This is a genomic window from Alicyclobacillus mali NBRC 102425 (genome assembly GCF_001570745.1).
Classification (GTDB): Bacteria; Bacillota; Bacilli; order Alicyclobacillales; family Alicyclobacillaceae; genus Alicyclobacillus; species Alicyclobacillus mali.
Window position 1 is genome coordinate 1 of the sequence record NZ_BCSG01000049.1, and the last position, 16,972, is coordinate 16,972.

Sequence of the window (16,972 nt, forward strand, 5' to 3'; positions counted from 1 at the left end):
ATCCTCCCTTTGGAAACACCCTGTTGACGTGCGGCGCGCTCGTGCAGTATTGGTCCATCGCTCACCTGCGTGGGCCACGGCTTGTCCGTTTGCGGCCTGCACTGCGAGTCACACGCATCCGCGCTTCGTGCAGCGGTCTACCGTGCCCTCCGAGTCAGACGTTGAACCGGAAGTAGCACACGTCGCCGTCCTGAACGACGTAGTCCTTCCCTTCCAAACGGATCTTCCCCTGTTCCCTCGCCGTCTGAAAACTTCCGGCCGCGACGAGATCGTCATAGGCGACCACTTCAGCTCGGATGAAGCCGCGCTCGAAATCGGAGTGGATGACGCCCGCGGCTTGTGGCGCTTTCGTGCCCTGGCGTATGGTCCAGGCCCGGACCTCCGGCTCGCCCGCCGTGAAGAACGTGATGAGCCCGAGCAGGTGGTACGCCTTGCGGATCAAGCGGTGAAGTCCCGGCTCTTCAAGGCCGAGATCGCGCAGAAAGGCATCGCGATCCTCGCCCTCGAGCTCCGCCACCTCTGACTCGAGCTGTGCGCACACGACCACCACTTCGGATCCCTCGGATTGGGCTCGCTCCTCAACCTGCCGGACGTACGGATTCGACGACGGATCCAGGATGTCATCTTCCCCGACGTTGGCCGCGTACAGCACCGGCTTCGCGGTCAACAGGTGCAGATCTCGGAGGATGCTTGACTCTTCCTCGTTCAGCTCGACCGATCTCGCCGGCCGCTCCGATTCCAGCGCAGCCTGGAGTCGCTCGAGTGCCTCCACCTCGATTTTGAAACGCTTGTCGCCACTCTTCATGTTTTTGCGAGCGCGATCCAGCCGCTTCGCGACCGTCTCCAGGTCCGCCAGGATGAGCTCCACGTTGATGATGTCGATGTCCCGAAGCGGATCCACCGTGCCAGCGACGTGTGTGATATCGCTGTTCTCAAAGCAGCGCACCACGTGCACGATGGCGTCCACTTCCCGGATGTGCGCGAGGAACCGGTTGCCGAGCCCCTCACCTTGGCTCGCTCCCTTCACAAGTCCCGCGATGTCGACGAATTCGAAGGCCGTCGGAACAATCCTTTTAGGATGGACGATGTCCGCGAGCACCTGAAGCCGCCGATCCGGCACCTCGACCACGCCCACGTTCGGGTCAATTGTGCAAAAGGGATAATTCGCCGCCTCCGCGCCGGCTTTCGTGATGGCGTTGAACAATGTGGACTTGCCGACATTCGGCAGGCCGACGATCCCAGCTTGGAGTGACATGTTGACACCTCGCCGCGTTGTTTGCAGGATTAAGTATAGAGATTCAGCCGAAGCTCGACAAAGCTATCGGGGAGAATTCTTGTCCACTTTGTACGAATTCGCGCATACAATATGGGCGCAGAGTACTCCGGGACATCTGTCCGGATAAACATTCTCCCCGTTGGAATACTCATCATCAGAGGAGGTGATAGCGATGCTGCGTCGGCTCTTGCGCCGTCTTCGCGTCCGCAAATTGTCGCCCAAGGCGCTGGCCTGCGAGCCAAAGCGCGCCTCCGTCCCGACTGCCCGCGCGTATCCCATGGCCTCATGACTGGGCGTGCCATGAGCCTCGTCATGCGGACTCTTGACACACCCGCGCTTTCATATCACACCTAATGCGCGAGAGCTTCCGATCCGGACGCTCTCGCATTTTCGTGTGGCGCGGCGACCCTGACCACATCGCACAGACAGTCGTACTGTGCCGCTTGGATGCCAAAGTCGGCCAAGCCGTCCGAGGTGAAGTCGTTCAAGGTCACACCCTGCCCGTGCCAACCAATTTCCATCCGCACGACGCGCGGATGGCCTTCAACTGTTACACGAGCCCGCGCAATCACGCTCGCCTTGCTGTTCCGCACGTGGACCCAATCTCCGTCCTGGATGCCGCGATCGGCGGCGATTTCCGAACCCAGTTCTGCAATGGGATAGGGTCCCTTCGCCTCCGGCAGCGTGTCGCGCTGCGACATCTGCCACTTCCGCGGGTGCACGGTCAGTAGCGTGTATGGCAGGTTCGCGTCCTTCGGAAAGCGACCCACGTCGATGCGAGCCACGGCCGAATGGCCGTCACGCGCGGCGACTGCCGAAGCGAACTCAAACTTGCCGCTTGGCGTGAGGAATCGCCCGTCCTGCCACGGTACACTCGGCGCCCCAAGCCTCACAAATCCCCGTTCGCGAAGCTCGTTCACCTTGTCCGCCGGCCAGCGCCTGAGCGCCCGACGGATCCAGGAGTCCACGTCACCCTCCATGATCTCGGGTCGCCCCAGGGCCGCGGCGAGATCGCGAAAGATCTCCCACTCCGGCTTTGCCTCGCCGCGAGGCGGCACCACAGGGCGAGCGTAGCTGACGCAGTCGTGCCACATGGTGGTGTAGACCACGTCCTCTTCCTCGAGCACGTTGGTGCACGGCAGCACGTAATCGGCGCATTCCGCCGTGGCCGTCATGAACGTGTCGATCACGACCTTGCAGCGAATGTGGGCCATGGCCTCGCGGAGACGGCCGCTGTCCGGGACCTGCGCAACCGGATTGCTGCGCGTGACAAACATGACCTGCACAGGCGGATCGGCTGCAAGCAAATCAGCGGCCAGTGTCGGCCGGAGCATCTCCCGCACGTCCGCGCCGCGGCGGTTGATGATGGCTTCCTCGTCGTAGAAACGGCCCAATTGTCGCTGCGCGTAGTTCACGCCACCTCCGGGAATGCCGATGTGGCCCGTGGCTGCGGCAAGCGCGTCGATGGCGCGGATGGTCTGCCCGCCCTGCGCGTAGCGCTGCATCCCGATGCCGAGCAGCGTGCACACGGGCTTCGTCTTCCCATACAGCTCCGCGAGGAAGCGAATATCCTCAACAGGAACGTCCGTCCATCGGGCCACTTCGTCGAGATCGTACCGGTCCAAATCAGCGGCCAGGTCTTCCCAGCCAATCGCGCGATCCTGCAAAAACGCGCGATCCAGCCAGCCATCATCTCGGCAGATGCGAAGCGCCGCGAGGGCCAACAGGCCGTCCGTGCCCGGGCGAGGGTAGATGGCCTTGTCGGCGCGGCGCGCCAAGTCCTGAGGCAGGGTGGTGATGACCACGAGCTTCGCACCCCGCGCCTGCGCCTGGCGAATAAACGGAATCATGTGCACGTTCGTGTTGGCTACGTTTCGTCCCCAGACGACGATGGCCTCCGCGTGCTCCGCCATGTCCTCCGGCGAATGGCTGTTGGCCAGCCCGAAGTCGTAGGCTTGCGCCCGGATGCCTGCATCCCAGCACAAGCTGCCGATGGCTTCCGAGCACCCGCCGAGCGCGTAGAAAAAGCGCTGGTTCAGCGCCTTCAACAGGCCGCCAGATCCCCAGTCGTAGTAATGCAAGATTCCGTGGTGCCCCACCTCGTCAAGCGTCCGCTGGATCTCCTCTGCGATCTCGCGCATCGCCCGTTCCCACGAGATGCGTGTCCATCGGTCACCTTCGCGCTTCAGAGGATACAACACGCGATCCCGGCTATTCCGCCGCACGGCAAGCTGCCTGCCGCGGTTGCAGATGGTGCCGCGCGTGATGGGGTGCTCCGGGTTTCCGCTCAGGCGAATCTCGCCGTCCTCTCCCACCTCGGCGATGAACGCACAGGCGTCGTAACAATCAATTGGACACGCCGTCTTGACCTTCATCGGCCGCCCCTCCCCTCTCGATAACAGCTCGAATCAATCTTTCAAATCGCGACCTGGGAATGAGGACGCTGTGGCCGCACCGTTGGCACTTGATCCGAATGTCCATCCCCATGCGGATCACCTCCCAGCGGTTTTCACCGCAGGCGTGCGGCTTTTTCATTCTGACGATGTCGCCAAGTCCAAACGTGACCGCCACGCCATCGCCCCCCATCGTTACTCAACAGCAAGTTCGCCGCCCGCCGCGCCTTGCGCTTCCTCGCCTTCATGCAGCGCGCGATCAAGCTCTGCCTTGATTCGTTCGTGCGCCTCCCGCTCGATCTCGCCATTTTTGGTGGGAGCACACACGGCCGTGGCACGGATGACGAGATTCGTGTTGGAGAGGTCCTGAACCCCAAGCACCTGCACCGGTCCCGTCACGACGCCGGGCCGCTCATCCTTGAGCCGGGTCAACACCCGTTCCATGATGGATTTGACGAGATCCACGTCGACATCATATGGAACGGTGACGTCGATCACGGCCGTCGACTGCGTGCGCGAATAGTTGGTCACGCTTGTAATCTGGCCGTTGGGAATGACCTGAACTTCGCCAGTCCACGCCTGCACCCTCGTGAGGCGAATCCCGATGGAAATCACGGTTCCCTTAAAGCCGTTGATTTGCACCGTATCGCCGACACCATATTGGTCTTCAAACAGGATGAATAAGCCCGAAATCAGATCCTTGACGAGGCTCTGCGCTCCAAAGCCGACCGCTACGCCAACGATACCGGCGCTCGCGAGAATCGCGGACACGTTGACGTGAAAGAGCGAAAGAACTTCAACCACCAACACAAAGTATACCGTGTAACGGATGACGTTCGTGAACAACGACTCAAGCGTCTTTCGCCGCCGGTCGTCCATTTTGGTATGAAGGGATAACATGCGCCTCGTGACACGAACACCGACGCGAATCAGGATGCGAGCCAAGATGAAAAAGACGGCAATGCGAATGGCGTCCCAAATGACAACCTCGAGGCTCGGCATGTCCGAAAGCGCCTTGTGTTGAATGTCCGCCCAAAGCGTCACCGCTGACCCTCCCGGCTCGTCTCATGATGTCCCATCATACCATAGTTCGAAACACCGGGATGGCCTGTACGCCCCGAAGAAGGGCGTCCAGGAGCGGATTTGAGGCGAAAGACTGCGGACGACCAAACATATCGAGCAGGGCCGCGATCGCCGGAGCAGCGATCAGCATGCACCACGCGCCTGTGGCCGTGCCGAGTAAAGTGCTGGCGACGCGGACCCGTGGAGTCGCCTGTTCTGAGTCATTTTCATCGAGCATGATGTGCAAGAAGCGATGAACGCCGACAAAGGTGAACCACACCGCCCCGCCGAGGAAGACGGCCATCATCCAGTCCAGCGCATGGATGGCGATAGGTGAAGGTAGAACAAGCGAAGAGTCATCTGGGCGGTACGGGTCGAAGACAGGCACCTTGGTCGCGATGCGCTGCGCCACCCATGTCAAAACCGGCCTGGTGACGGACAGATGGACGACCAGCCATGGCGCCACCTGCACCGCGGCGTAGGTGCTCGCATAAAAGCCACCTGCGTACAACAGGGCGATTTCGGCCGGTCGTGTTGCGATCCAGACGGCGATCCAAAGTGCCCCGGCCAAGAGGACGAGATCGACCATGCCATCCCCCCGCGTCTACTTTCTCGTCTGTCAGGACAGGTATAGTCGATGATACGCAAACGTATACTGGGAATATTCCGTGCGAGGGGGAAATCGGGTGAATCGCTCGTCGACAGACCTTTCGTGGCCGAGCGCCCAACACTCGGGTGGCCGCGTCTCGATGGAGAGCCCAGATGCGGTGTCGACCCTAGAACAACAGTTGGATGCGGCGCTTGCGCAACACGGCAGATTGCCGATGATCATCGTATGCGTTGGAACCGATCGTTCGACCGGAGACGCGTTTGGCCCTATTGTAGGGTCTCGGCTCGCGGATCACGTGAAACTGGCAGGCGTACACGTCCTCGGTACATTGGATGAGCCTGTACACGCGGTCAATCTTCAGGCCACGCTGCAGCGGATCGACGACTGGTACCCTGTTAAACCGTTCGTCATTGCCATCGATGCGTGTCTGGGGAAGTTCGACCATGTGGGTCAGATTGCTGTGGAAATGGGACCTCTACGCCCTGGAGCTGGCGTGAAGAAAGTCCTCCCTGAGTTCGGTGATTTGTGCATTACGGGCGTGGTAAACGTCTCGGGGTTCATGGAGTACTTCGTACTGCAGAACACTCGCCTCGCCATCGTCATGCGAATGGCTGACATCGTCGCGGATGCGCTCACGTCGAGCTTGATGCGCTGGTATGACGGCCATCCCGCCATGAAACTGGGGATGTGACGGAATCGCACATCCCCAGGGCAGGGTTGCTCAGGATATTTGGGCTGTTGTTCCCGATTGGGGTGCACCGCGGAGAGCTTCTTCGATGACCGTGCGTTCTTCGTTGGTCAGCATGTAGGAAGAGTCGCCTCCTTGCACGGGCTTTCCATAGGTGACGGAATCCTCGCGACCATAAATCGACGTGATGACCACACCGTCTCCCTTGCCATCGACGAGCGCCACGGAGTAACTGAGATCGCTCCCCACTTCGGCGAAGGCGTTGTACCGCAGGATAGCAGGCGTAGATACCTTGGATTGAAGCGCTTCTTCCACTTCACGCAGGTGCTCCTCGGCTTCTCGAAGCTTCAGTTCGAGTCGGCGAACCGCGTCCTTCGTCTCTTCAAAGACCCGCTCAAGATCAGCTGTGCTTGTGATCTCTTTCAACCGATTGAATTTGCGCTTCAAGCGTGCGGAGCGCGACAGAGCGACAAAAGCAATCACCAGGCAGATGATCGCCAAGATCGCGCTGCACACGGCAATATCGAGCGTGTACGGCTGAAGAATGGAAAGCCCCATGGCCATTCGCCCCTTCTGCAACAACTCTCCAATACGATCCGCACGCAGTGACGGTCGGTAGTATGGCTAGTTCCCGCATCCACATCCCATGCCAATGGTTGGACGGACCTCAAATCTGTGAGATGGAATGGATCACGACCTTGACGATGGGCGCGATGACGATAGCGGGCAACAGATTTGCTACCGAAATTCGACGCAGACCTGCGAGTTGAAGTCCAATGGCAACAATCAGAAGACCTCCCGCCGCGGTGATTGGTTCAATGATAAGCGGCGTATCTAAAAAGCTTCCGAACGCATGCGAAATGAGTGCAATGAGCCCTTGGTAAACCAGTACCGGAATAGCGGCAAGTCCGACGCCCGGTCCTAACGTGGAAGTGAGCACTACAGAGGAGAACCCGTCAAGCACAGATTTGGCGAACAGCGTCTTGTGGTCGCCCTGCAGTCCGTCCTGCACCGCACCTACAATGGACATGGAGCCCACACAAAATAAGAGCGTCGCAGATATGAACCCCTGCGCGACAGGTCCTTTGTAGATTCGCCGAAAGCGCAGCTCCAGTTGGTGGGCCAGGTGCTCGAATCGCTTCTCAATCTGCAAGAGCTCGCCCGCGACGGCACCCAACACGACAGAGAAGATAATGAGGACAATATCATTCATGTCGCTGAGCGCCATGTTCAGTCCAATGGCTATGACACAAAGTGCCACGCCGACCGTGACCGTCTCGCGCATCCGGTCTGGGATGCGCGGTAGAAAGTAGCCAATAGCAGTGCCGATCAAAATGGCTAGCACATCGACAATCGTACCCAGAAGAAACATGTAGTCACCTCACGGACAACATCGTGGACCGCTCCTCATGGAGCGTGCGCCAACATGAGGTCCATGATGCGCCGGAGATCATCCTCCGAATAGTAGTCGATCTCGATCTTTCCTCGCTTTTTGCCCGGCTGTATGCGGACGGACGTGCCCAAATACGCCTGAACCTGCTCCTGATATCGCCGATACTCCGTCGACAAACCGGTTTTCTGAGTTTCACGTGAAACCTTCTTAGGCTGGTAGATCACCGTTTCCAGCTTTCGCACACTCCAAGCCTCTTTCACCGTCTGCTCCGCCAATCGAAGCTGTTCGTTTGCATCCTCTACAGACAGCAGTGCTCGGGCGTGACCCATGGTCAATGTTCCACGTGAAACCATGTCCTGAATTTGAACCGGAAGCTGCAGAAGCCGCAGCATGTTGGTGATGTGACTCCGACTCTGCCCCACCCGCTTCGCCAGCTCGTCCTGTGTCATATGACACTTCTCGATCAGTTTGGCATACGCGTCGGCAATCTCGATGGGATTGAGATCTTCGCGCTGCAGATTTTCGATGAGCGCAATTTCCATCAAGAGCACGTCACTCAAGTCCCGAACCACCGCGGGGACCACTTGCAAGCCCGCCATCTTTGCAGCCCGGTATCGCCTCTCGCCGGCGACGATGTCGAACCCTTTTACCTGACTCTTGCGGACAATCAGCGGCTGAAGAATGCCGTGTTCCCGAATCGAAGCACACAGTTCCTGCAGCCTTTCTTCATTGAACGTCCGCCGCGGCTGATACGGATTTGGCCGAAGATCCCGAATGTCAATCTGCACAATATGATCCTCGTCCGACACATTGAGCTGCGGGATCAAGGCGTCTAAGCCGCGACCCAATCCGCGTTTAGCCACGCGTGATCACTTCCTTCGCGAGTTCCATGTACGACTCGGCCCCGCGCGACTTTGGATCGTAGTGAATGATGGGTCTTCCGTGACTGGGCGCCTCGCTCAAACGAACATTGCGAGGAATGATGGTGTTGTACACCTTGTCTCGGAAGAACTTTTTCACGTCCTCGATGACCTGCAAACCCAGATTGGTGCGCGCGTCCAACATGGTGAGCACCACTCCTTCCACCTCGAGCGACGTGTTGAGGTGCTTCTGGACCAACCGCACGGTGTTCAGCAGCTGGCTCAAGCCTTCGAGTGCGTAGTATTCACATTGAATTGGAATCATCACCGAGTCGGCTGCCGTCAAGGCGTTTACCGTCAAAAGCCCCAGGGACGGCGGACAATCGATCACGATGAAATCATACCGACTGCGCATTCCCTGAATTGCTCTCCGCAGCCTCACTTCTCGCGAAATGGTTGGAACCAATTCGATTTCGGCACCCGCCAATTGAATCGTGGCTGGAAGCACGTCCAAATTGTCGAGGCCCGACGGCATAATGGCATCCGCGATATTCACGTCGTTGATGATCACGTCGTACACGCAATACTTCACGTCGGCCTTGTTAATACCGACGCCAGACGTCGTGTTTCCCTGCGGATCAATGTCGATCAGCAGGACGCGTTTGCCCAACGTCGCCAGACAAGCCCCGAGATTTACCGCGGTTGTCGTCTTCCCCACGCCACCTTTTTGATTGGCAATGGCGATCACGCGGGCGCTGGACACGACAAGTCCTCCTTCAATCACAAACGAAATTCCCTAGATGATGTAGACCATGTCTCGACCCCTCTCATTCTACTGCAAAACCTCAGGGATTTCCGCTTCAACGTTGTGTGGATCCAGTGATCTCCGGAAAAAATGCGAAAGCGGCCGAATGGCCGCCCTTTCTCGCTGTGCAGCACCTTCCCCTGCGTTTACCCACACAGTTAGGAAGAGCGCGCTTCTCGGTGATCATCCTCGGTTCTGTTTTCCCCACTTGACCTTTTCGGCACGCGAATGGTGAATTGGTAGTACTCGTCGTCATCCAACTCTTCACACACCACTTGCAGGCCTGTCTGCTCTATCATTTGCAAGGACTGACGTATCGTGTTCACGGCCAAGCGCACGTCCTTGGACAGTCCGCGCTTTCTCGGCTTTCTGCGCCGTTCAGGCGCCGAGCCCAGAAGCGCCACCTTCGCCTTGACCTTCTCCTCCATCTGTTTGACATTCCAACCTTTTTCAACGCACTCGTTTAATAGTTCCACTTGGAGCTCTTCCGAAGGCAATGCCAGAAGCGCCCGCGCATGACGCTCTGTGATTTGCCTCGTCAGCAGCGCATCCTGCACCGCCTGTGGCAGGTGGAGCAACCTCAACTTGTTGGCAATCGTGGACTGACCCTTGCCCAAGCGCTGAGCCAAACTTTCCTGCGTCAGCCCATGCAACTCCATGAGCTGTTGGTATGCGACGGCCTCTTCAATCGGCGTCAGCCCCTCGCGCTGAAGGTTTTCAATCAGCGCGGCGGACGCTGTCTGGGCGTCGTTCAGCTCCCGGACGATGGCTGGAATTGTGGGCCACCCCAGATGGCGCACTGCGCGCAGCCGCCGTTCACCGGCAATGAGTTCGTAGACATCGCCCTGCTTTCGCACCACCACGGGCTGAATCACGCCATGTGTGTGAATTGTCTTCGCCAGTTCTTCAATTGACTCTTGATGAAAAATCGCTCGGGGCTGATATGGATTCGGGACAATGCGTTCCACCGGAATATCCACGACTTGCGTCTGCGCATGTCCAGCGTCGCGGAAGCTGATGAATCGTCCCCAAGTTTCCCTCATCTTAGACCCCTCTATTCATGAACACACGAGGATCGACACTCAATGTCGAATTCACCAAGGCGTGCCCGTATTCCTGCTCTTCGACAAAACTTCTCATGAATTTACAGAGATCGTCTTCTGCGGTGTACTTTCGACACACTCCGACTTACAGGGGCTGTCGAGACGGAGTTCCAGGTTTTCTCGGAAACCGCTTCGGACACGGCTCCTCTTGCTGGAATACAGCCATGACCCGTTCACCCTGATCGTCCATCAACGCATAGGTTGTCACGCCGTCTGGTCGAGCACCCAGCAACCGCGCTGCGCGCACAGCGTCTTGCTCCTCTTCGCCGAGGTACGACGGTCCCTTGTACAAAAAAGCCCGTCCTCCCGGTCTGAGCATGGGCGCTGCGTACTCAAGGAGCACGTTCGATCTCGCCACGGCTCTCGCCACCGCGGCATCAAAGGAGCCGCGCATGCCGGGCTGCCGCCCCAGCTCCTCCATGCGCGCGTGCAAGGCCTTCACATTCGAAAGGCCGAGATCGCCGATGACATGCTCCACAAATTGCACCCGCTTGCGTGAGGCGTCGCACAGCACGAACGACACGCTCCGCCACCCTATTGCCAGGGGAATACCCGGAATCCCCGCACCGCTGCCGATGTCGATCACGCGGCCGCCTCGCCCTGCCACGTCGCGCCACGCGGGCACCTGCGCAATGGCCACGCTGTCGAGAAAGTGCTTGATCCACATCTCCCGCGTTTCGACGATGGCCGTGAGATTCAACCGCTCATTCCACTCCGCAAGCAATTCGCCGTACCGCCGCAGTCGACGTTCCGTCTCATCGCTCACGGGAACACCCCACGCAATCATCTGGTCCAGCACGTCACGCATGGGCCGCGCGCCTCTCCTGCGCATCAAGGTACACGAGCAAAATGGAGATGTCCGCCGGGGTCACGCCCGGGATCCGCGCCGCCTGACCCACGGTGCGCGGTCGCACCCGAGACAGTTTTTCTCTCGCTTCCATCGCAAGCCCAGTCATTTGCATATAGTCGACGTCCTCCGGCAGCTTGCGGCCTTCGAGCCGCTTCTGGCGCTCGATGAGTTCGTTCTGCTTCCGAATGTAGCCGGCGTACTTGATCTCGATCTCGACCTGTTCCTGCACCTCGGGGTCGATCTCGACGCCACCCGTCGGGTCCATCTCCCGAATCTGGTGGTAGGACAACTCCGGCCGCTTCAGCAGTTGCGCGAGGCTCATGCCAGAATCGATGGGCTGCGAGCCCCACTCAGCGAGGCGCTCGTTGACCTCCTGCGGTTTCACCTTCACCCGCGACAGGCGCGCCAGTTCCGCCTGAATGCCCTCCTTTTTACGCATCACCCGGCTGTACGCCCGCTCCGACACCAGACCGATGCGGTAGCCGAGTTCGGTCAAGCGCAGATCCGCGTTGTCGTGGCGGAGCAGCAGCCTGTGCTCCGCCCGGGAGGTGAGCAGGCGGTACGGCTCGTTCGTCCCCTTCGTGACGAGATCGTCGATCATCACACCGATGTACGCGTCCGATCGCGACAAGACCACCGGTTCCTCGCCCTTGGCCTTTCTGGCCGCGTTGATGCCGGCCATGATGCCCTGGCCCGCCGCCTCCTCGTATCCAGACGTTCCGTTCAACTGACCGGCGGTAAACAGTCCTTCCACGAGCTTCGTCTCGAGCGTGGGCCACAACTGCGTGGGGACGACCGCGTCGTACTCGATGGCGTACCCGGGGCGCAGCATCTCCGCGCGCTCAAGGCCGGGGATGGAGTGGAGAATTTTCAACTGCACGTCCTCCGGCAGGCTCGTCGACAGCCCCTGCACATACCATTCGCTCGTGTGCGGGCCCTCCGGCTCAAGGAAGATCTGATGGGTGTCGCGCTCGCGAAAGCGCACGACCTTGTCCTCGATGGATGGGCAGTAGCGCGGTCCGGTCCCTTTGATTTCGCCGCCGTACAGGGGAGATCGGTGCAAATTCTCCAGGATGATGCGATGAGTCTCCTCCGTGGTGCCCGTCAACCAGCACGGCACCTGATCGCGCACGGGTGTGTCGGGATCGAAGGAGAAGTGGCGCGGAACGGGATCGCCGGGTTGCGCGATGAGTTTGCTGAAATCAATCGAGTTTTTGTTGATGCGGGGCGGTGTGCCGGTCTTGAACCGGACCAACCGGAAGCCGAGATCGACGAGACAATCCGACAGGCGAATGGCCGGCATCTGGCCGTTCGGCCCGCTTTCGTACGACACCTCGCCGATGTGGATGCGGCCGCGGAGATAGGTACCGGTGGTGAGCACCACAGCCTGCGCGTGAAACTCCTGGCCGCTCTTCGTGACCACGCCGTAAATGCGACCGCTCTGGACGAGCAGTTCTTCCACCAGGGCTTGCTTCACGTGAAGGTTTTCGGTCCGCTCAAGCGTCCACTTCATATTCAGCGCGTAGTACGCCTTGTCCGCCTGGGCCCGCAGCGCCTGCACCGCCGGCCCCTTTCCCGTGTTCAGCATCCGCATCTGAATGTACGTGGCGTCCGTGTTCTTCCCCATCTGCCCGCCAAGCGCATCCACTTCGCGCACCACGATGCCCTTCGCAGGCCCACCAATCGACGGATTACACGGCATGTACGCAATCGTATCCAGGTTGATGGTCAGAAGCAGCGTCTTGCAGCCCATGCGCGCCGCGGCGAGCGCCGCCTCACAGCCGGCGTGACCGCCCCCGATGACGATCACGTCGTACGATCCGGCGAAAAACCGCATCTCCATGCACCTCCCGTCATTTGCCGAGGCAGAACCGGGAAAAGATCTCGTTCAACAGATCCTCCCCGGCCTCTTCGCCGATGGTCTCCCCAAGTTTCTCATACGCCGACTGCAGCGCCACCGCCACGAGGTCCAAGGTCGCCCCGGCCTGCGCCGCATCTCGCGCCGTCCGCAGGTCCTCCTTCGCCTCTTCCAACAGCCGCTTCTGGCGGTGGTTCGCCATGTAGCTCGCGTCGAGATCGACGGCCAGATCCCGCCGAATCCGGTTGACGATGGCGTCCCGCAGTTCATCCAGGCCGATGCCCTCACGAGCGGACACGCGCAAGGCCCCCTCGGGCGCCAGTTCGCCCGCAAAGCGCACCGCGTCCGGATGCAGGCCGCGATCGACCTTGTTCAGGATCACCATTCTGCGCGATCCGTCCGACTCGCGCGCGATGGCCTCATCCTCGGGCGAAGGCGGCTCACTTCCGTCCAACACCAGAAGCACCAGTTCCGCCTCCTGCATCGACTGGCGCGATCTCGCCACGCCGATTCGCTCCACCACGTCCTCCGTCTCGCGAATGCCGGCCGTGTCGATGAGCCTAAGCGGTATGCCTCGCAGGTTGATATACTCCTCCAGCACGTCACGCGTCGTCCCCGGCAGATCCGTCACAATGGCGCGATCCCGCTCCACCAGCGCGTTCAACAGCGACGACTTGCCCACGTTCGGGCGGCCGACGATGGCCGTCGCCACGCCGTCCCGCAACACCCGCCCAAGCTCCGCCGACCGGATGAGCCCGTCAATTTCGCCCATCAGACCTTCGCACACGCGCACGACGTGATCGCAGGCCACGTCTTCCACGTCGTGCTCCGGGTAGTCGATGGTCACCTCGACATGCGCCTCGAGCTCCAACAACCGGCGCCTGAGCGCCCGAACCGCCTCGCCGAATCGCCCACGCACCTGCCGCTCGGCCAGCTTGCCGGCAAACGCCGTCTTCGCGCGGATCAGATCGATCACGGCCTCCGCCTGCGACAGATCGATCCGGCCGTTGAGAAACGCGCGCTTCGTGAACTCCCCCGGTTCGGCCATCCTCGCGCCAGCATCCAGACAAGCGGCGAGAACCGCCTCCACCGCATACGCGCCCCCGTGCACCTGCAATTCCAACACGTCTTCTCCCGTGTAGCTGTGCGGGCCCGGCATCCACAGCACGATGGCCTCGTCAATCACCTCGCCGGACCTGGGATCAATCACCTGCCCGTACTTCATCCCCCGCTCATGCAGCTTAACCGGAAGGCCGCGCTTCGACCGCACCAGCCGCTCACCGACCTCCCGCGCGCCGCGCCCACTCACGCGGACAATGGCCACGCTCGCCTCGCCTACAGCCGTCGCAATCGCCGCGATGGTCTCCTCCTGCTGAACGACCTGGACCGCCATCTTCCACCCTCCTTCCTACACAAAAACCCCACTGCTTCGAGCGGGGTCATCGTTTCTCGTGTTCTCCTCCACGCTTGATCAGGTCCAATCGTACCGCTTCGGAATGATCTTCACCCGACGATACGGCTCCTGGCCCTCGCTGATGGTCACGACGTCGCCTCTCGACTGCAGGTGCGCGTGCACCCACTTGCGATCTCTGCGCGGCATCGGATCGAGCGTCACCGGCCTGCCCAGACGCACCGCCTTGTCAGCAGATTGCTCCGCCAACCGCCGGAGCGATTCCAACCGCCGGTCCCGGTAGCCCGCCGCGTCCAGCGTGAACCTCATCTTCTCCGAAGCATCCCGATTCGCCACGATGTTCACCAGATACTGTAGCGCATCCAGCGTCGCGCCGCGCCGGCCGATGAGAATCGGCAACGCATCTTCTTCCGCCGAGATGGACAACTTCACCTGGCCATCCTCATCCACGTCGTCCGCGACAATGCCGGCCTGGCCAAGCCCCATCTTGGAAATGGCCGTGCGAAGAAATTCCTTTGCCGCGTCGAGCGGCGTCTCAATGACGCTCACCTCGACTTCGGCCTCGCGACCTCCCAGCCACCCGAGAAAACCACGAGCAGGTTCTCGGATGACCCGCACCTGAGCCTGCGATCTCGGCACGCCTAGCTTCACCAACGCCGACATCACAGCTTCATCAATGGTCTTTCCCGTCGCCACCACTTTTCGCATCTCGCCCAAGCCTCCGACCCTTTTCACTCTGGGCCTTCTGACCCCCGGCTCGCGCCCTCGCGCTACGGTTCCTGCGGGCGATTGCCTTCGGACGACGGATCCCGCGGACTTGCGTTACGGCCATCCTTCGACTTTGCCGCCCGTTTCGCGTCGCCAGATTTACCTGTGCCGCCGGTTCGCTTCGCCGACTTTTCGCTGGTCGCCCGAGACCCCGGATTTCCGGTTGGCGACTTGTTAGGTCCCTTCGACGTCTTGGCTTTGGAACCGCTCGGAGCCTGCTCCCGTGGAGCCGCACCCGAAGAGTTCACGGCCGCCTTTCCACCACCCGCGAGCGCCATCTCACGCTGTTCGCGCATGTTGGGCAGGGTGATAAACAGATACACCTGCACAGCCACGAGGAGATTTGTGTAAATCCAGTAAAGGACCAGACCTCCAGGTGCCCGGAAGGCGAAGAAGAAAATCATCACGGGATACACGAACAGCATCGACTTCTGCTGAACAGGCTGGCTTTGCATGGACAGCCACGACGAAAGCATCGTCGAGAGCGCTGCAATTACCGGCAGGATGTAATGTGGGTCCCAATGCCCCAGCGGAAAGATGCCAAGGAACGTGCTCTGGCGCATGCCGACGTTTCCGATAATGGCACCGTAAAACGCCCAAAGGAAAGGAAGCTGAATCAGCATGGGGAAGCAACCGGCAAGCGGGTTCATTCCCGCCTCCTGATAAAGCTTCATCAGCTCTTCCTGCATCTTCTGGTTGTCGAACTTGTGCTTGGTCCGGATCTTCTGGATCTCTGGCTGCAGCTTCACCATGGCGCGCTGAAAGCGGATTTGGCGAAGAAACAGTGGCAGCACGACCAAGCGGACCAAAATCGCCATGAACAGGATGGAGATCCCGTAGTCATTGCCGAAGAGATGGGCGAAGTAGTCCATCAAATCGGAGATGCCGTGAAGAATCGAGCCCCACACGTTCTTCGGCCATTCGCCCGGCTTCGTGGGATACAAACCGCATCCTGTGAGCGCCACCACGGCCGCAAGACTGAGGGCGATGGTCCATCTCCTGCTGGCTTTCTGCTTTCCGTTCAAACGCGCATCCCCCTACCTGACCTCCGGCACCTCATCCACGCCGCCCGGATGCCATGGTCCACACTTAACCAATCGCCGGACGGCGAGCCAGCCGCCGTATACCACGCCAAATCGCGCGATGGCCTGAACGGCATACTCGGAACACGTCGGCGTAAACCGGCATGTAGGCAGCTTAGCTGGCGAGATGAATCGCTGGTAAAATCGAATACAACTGATGACAAGCCGCTTCACGGACGCTCATCTCCGGCTTCGCGCGGCAATAATTTCGCTTTCTTCAGCAGCCGCTCCACTTCGCGCTCGAGATCGTGAAAATCCGCGTCCGCCGCGCTCACGCGGCAGACCACCACGATGTCCACAGGCCGGTCCCAAAGCTCGTCCAGCCGACGCTGAAAAATCGCCCTCAAGAGGCGCTTCAAGCGGTTGCGGACGACCGCCTTACCAACCTTCCTGCTTATCGAAAATCCTACGCGGACCCGAGCTACCCGATTGTCGCAATAATACAACACGAGCCTTCCGCTCGCAAACGACTTGCCCTTCCGAAACACGCGCCGGAAATCCCGGCTGTCTTTTAAGCGATGCTGACTTTGCAAGGTCCGCCCTCCAGTTCCTCGATGCCCCCTGTATCAACCCACCCCTTCACAAAAAAAGGCCACTTCCGTGGCCCTTCTCACGCGGACAGTACCTTCCGGCCCTTGGCGCGACGGCGCGCCAGCACGCGGCGACCGCCTTTCGTCGCCATGCGCTTCCGGAAACCGTGGTTCTTCTTCCGCTTGCGAACGTTCGGTTGATAGGTCGGTTTCATCGAGACACCTCCCCCGTGCGGACACACGTAGCTACGATACAGAAAGATCCTGAGTGTGTCAATGTTCC

General features: G+C 60.1%; 19 protein-coding genes. 1 reads left to right on the forward strand and 18 read right to left on the reverse strand.

Going from position 1 to position 16,972, the window contains the following annotated elements:
• Positions 1 to 154: 154 nt before the first annotated feature.
• The 5 genes from ychF to AMA01_RS12570 form a co-directional block, all read right to left on the reverse strand.
• Positions 155 to 1,255 (reverse strand): redox-regulated ATPase YchF, encoded by a 1,101-nt coding sequence (gene ychF, locus AMA01_RS12550; protein WP_067851480.1) that lies wholly within the window; start codon positions 1,253 to 1,255, stop codon positions 155 to 157.
• Positions 1,256 to 1,626: 371 nt separating this feature from the next.
• Complete coding sequence (locus AMA01_RS12555) at positions 1,627 to 3,651, reverse strand: molybdopterin-dependent oxidoreductase (protein ID WP_067851482.1); 2,025 nt, start codon at positions 3,649 to 3,651, stop codon at positions 1,627 to 1,629.
• Positions 3,623 to 3,847 carry a DUF951 domain-containing protein gene (locus tag AMA01_RS12560; RefSeq protein ID WP_067851509.1) on the reverse strand — a complete coding sequence of 75 codons (225 nt, stop codon included), beginning with the start codon at positions 3,845 to 3,847 and terminating at the stop codon, positions 3,623 to 3,625. Before AMA01_RS12560 ends, AMA01_RS12555 begins: the two co-directional genes overlap by 29 nt.
• 17 nt (positions 3,848 to 3,864) lie before the next feature.
• Positions 3,865 to 4,713, reverse strand: a complete 849-nt coding sequence (locus AMA01_RS12565; RefSeq protein WP_067851484.1) for a mechanosensitive ion channel family protein — start codon at positions 4,711 to 4,713, stop codon at positions 3,865 to 3,867.
• 34 nt (positions 4,714 to 4,747) lie between these two features.
• Positions 4,748 to 5,320 carry a hypothetical protein gene (locus AMA01_RS12570; protein ID WP_067851486.1) on the reverse strand — a complete coding sequence of 191 codons (573 nt, stop codon included), beginning with the start codon at positions 5,318 to 5,320 and terminating at the stop codon, positions 4,748 to 4,750.
• Positions 5,321 to 5,417: 97 nt separating this feature from the next.
• On the opposite strand from AMA01_RS12570, the gene yyaC reads away from it, so the two are divergent.
• Entirely contained in the window at positions 5,418 to 6,032 is a 615-nt protein-coding gene (yyaC, locus tag AMA01_RS12575) for a spore protease YyaC (RefSeq protein WP_067851488.1), read from the forward strand.
• 30 nt (positions 6,033 to 6,062) lie between these two features.
• On the opposite strand, the gene AMA01_RS12580 is transcribed toward yyaC, so the two are convergent.
• The 13 genes from AMA01_RS12580 to rpmH all read right to left on the reverse strand — a co-directional run bounded on the left by AMA01_RS12580 (position 6,063) and on the right by rpmH (position 16,904).
• The gene (locus AMA01_RS12580; RefSeq protein WP_067851510.1) at positions 6,063 to 6,587 is read right to left on the reverse strand and encodes a DUF4446 family protein; all 525 of its coding nucleotides are present in this window, start codon (positions 6,585 to 6,587) and stop codon (positions 6,063 to 6,065) included.
• 109 nt (positions 6,588 to 6,696) lie between these two features.
• Entirely contained in the window at positions 6,697 to 7,401 is a 705-nt protein-coding gene (locus tag AMA01_RS12585; protein ID WP_067851489.1) for a DUF554 domain-containing protein, read from the reverse strand.
• A 35-nt stretch (positions 7,402 to 7,436) separates the two neighbouring features.
• Positions 7,437 to 8,285: a ParB/RepB/Spo0J family partition protein gene (locus tag AMA01_RS12590; protein ID WP_067851491.1), complete on the reverse strand. Its 849-nt coding sequence runs from the start codon at positions 8,283 to 8,285 to the stop codon at positions 7,437 to 7,439.
• Positions 8,278 to 9,045: a ParA family protein gene (locus tag AMA01_RS12595; RefSeq protein ID WP_067851493.1), complete on the reverse strand. Its 768-nt coding sequence runs from the start codon at positions 9,043 to 9,045 to the stop codon at positions 8,278 to 8,280. Before AMA01_RS12595 ends, AMA01_RS12590 begins: the two co-directional genes overlap by 8 nt.
• 200 nt (positions 9,046 to 9,245) lie before the next feature.
• Entirely contained in the window at positions 9,246 to 10,130 is an 885-nt protein-coding gene (gene noc, locus AMA01_RS12600; protein WP_067851495.1) for a nucleoid occlusion protein, read from the reverse strand.
• A 145-nt stretch (positions 10,131 to 10,275) separates the two neighbouring features.
• Positions 10,276 to 10,998: a 16S rRNA (guanine(527)-N(7))-methyltransferase RsmG gene (rsmG, locus tag AMA01_RS12605; protein ID WP_067851497.1), complete on the reverse strand. Its 723-nt coding sequence runs from the start codon at positions 10,996 to 10,998 to the stop codon at positions 10,276 to 10,278.
• Positions 10,991 to 12,877, reverse strand: a complete 1,887-nt coding sequence (gene mnmG / locus AMA01_RS12610; RefSeq protein ID WP_067851499.1) for a tRNA uridine-5-carboxymethylaminomethyl(34) synthesis enzyme MnmG — start codon at positions 12,875 to 12,877, stop codon at positions 10,991 to 10,993. The genes rsmG and mnmG overlap by 8 nt, the downstream gene beginning before the upstream one ends.
• Positions 12,878 to 12,893: 16 nt before the next feature.
• Complete coding sequence (gene mnmE / locus AMA01_RS12615) at positions 12,894 to 14,291, reverse strand: tRNA uridine-5-carboxymethylaminomethyl(34) synthesis GTPase MnmE (protein WP_067851501.1); 1,398 nt, start codon at positions 14,289 to 14,291, stop codon at positions 12,894 to 12,896.
• 78 nt (positions 14,292 to 14,369) lie between these two features.
• Positions 14,370 to 15,017, reverse strand: a complete 648-nt coding sequence (jag, locus tag AMA01_RS12620; RefSeq protein ID WP_067851503.1) for an RNA-binding cell elongation regulator Jag/EloR — start codon at positions 15,015 to 15,017, stop codon at positions 14,370 to 14,372.
• A gap of 62 nt (positions 15,018 to 15,079) precedes the next feature.
• Positions 15,080 to 16,102, reverse strand: coding sequence for a YidC/Oxa1 family membrane protein insertase (locus AMA01_RS12625; RefSeq protein ID WP_067851505.1), 1,023 nt, complete (start codon positions 16,100 to 16,102; stop codon positions 15,080 to 15,082).
• 12 nt (positions 16,103 to 16,114) lie between these two features.
• Entirely contained in the window at positions 16,115 to 16,333 is a 219-nt protein-coding gene (gene yidD, locus AMA01_RS13710; RefSeq protein ID WP_082744185.1) for a membrane protein insertion efficiency factor YidD, read from the reverse strand.
• The gene (gene rnpA, locus AMA01_RS12630) at positions 16,330 to 16,692 is read right to left on the reverse strand and encodes a ribonuclease P protein component (RefSeq protein WP_067851507.1); all 363 of its coding nucleotides are present in this window, start codon (positions 16,690 to 16,692) and stop codon (positions 16,330 to 16,332) included. The genes yidD and rnpA overlap by 4 nt, the downstream gene beginning before the upstream one ends.
• A 77-nt stretch (positions 16,693 to 16,769) precedes the next feature.
• Positions 16,770 to 16,904, reverse strand: coding sequence for a 50S ribosomal protein L34 (gene rpmH, locus AMA01_RS12635; protein ID WP_012812152.1), 135 nt, complete (start codon positions 16,902 to 16,904; stop codon positions 16,770 to 16,772).
• Positions 16,905 to 16,972: the final 68 nt, after the last annotated feature.

What these genes read in the sequence shown, in the direction of transcription:
- ychF (WP_067851480.1), bottom strand. Translation starts at nt 1,255, where the DNA reads ATGTCACTCCAAGCTGGGATCGTCGGCCTGCCGAATGTCGGCAAGTCC.
- AMA01_RS12555 (WP_067851482.1), bottom strand. Translation starts at nt 3,651, where the DNA reads ATGAAGGTCAAGACGGCGTGTCCAATTGATTGTTACGACGCCTGTGCG.
- AMA01_RS12570 (WP_067851486.1), bottom strand. Translation starts at nt 5,320, where the DNA reads ATGGTCGATCTCGTCCTCTTGGCCGGGGCACTTTGGATCGCCGTCTGG.
- AMA01_RS12580 (WP_067851510.1), bottom strand. Translation starts at nt 6,587, where the DNA reads ATGGGGCTTTCCATTCTTCAGCCGTACACGCTCGATATTGCCGTGTGC.
- AMA01_RS12585 (WP_067851489.1), bottom strand. Translation starts at nt 7,401, where the DNA reads ATGTTTCTTCTGGGTACGATTGTCGATGTGCTAGCCATTTTGATCGGC.
- noc (WP_067851495.1), bottom strand. Translation starts at nt 10,130, where the DNA reads ATGAGGGAAACTTGGGGACGATTCATCAGCTTCCGCGACGCTGGACAT.
- rsmG (WP_067851497.1), bottom strand. Translation starts at nt 10,998, where the DNA reads ATGCGTGACGTGCTGGACCAGATGATTGCGTGGGGTGTTCCCGTGAGC.
- mnmG (WP_067851499.1), bottom strand. Translation starts at nt 12,877, where the DNA reads ATGCGGTTTTTCGCCGGATCGTACGACGTGATCGTCATCGGGGGCGGT.
- mnmE (WP_067851501.1), bottom strand. Translation starts at nt 14,291, where the DNA reads ATGGCGGTCCAGGTCGTTCAGCAGGAGGAGACCATCGCGGCGATTGCG.
- jag (WP_067851503.1), bottom strand. Translation starts at nt 15,017, where the DNA reads ATGCGAAAAGTGGTGGCGACGGGAAAGACCATTGATGAAGCTGTGATG.
- rpmH (WP_012812152.1), bottom strand. Translation starts at nt 16,904, where the DNA reads ATGAAACCGACCTATCAACCGAACGTTCGCAAGCGGAAGAAGAACCAC.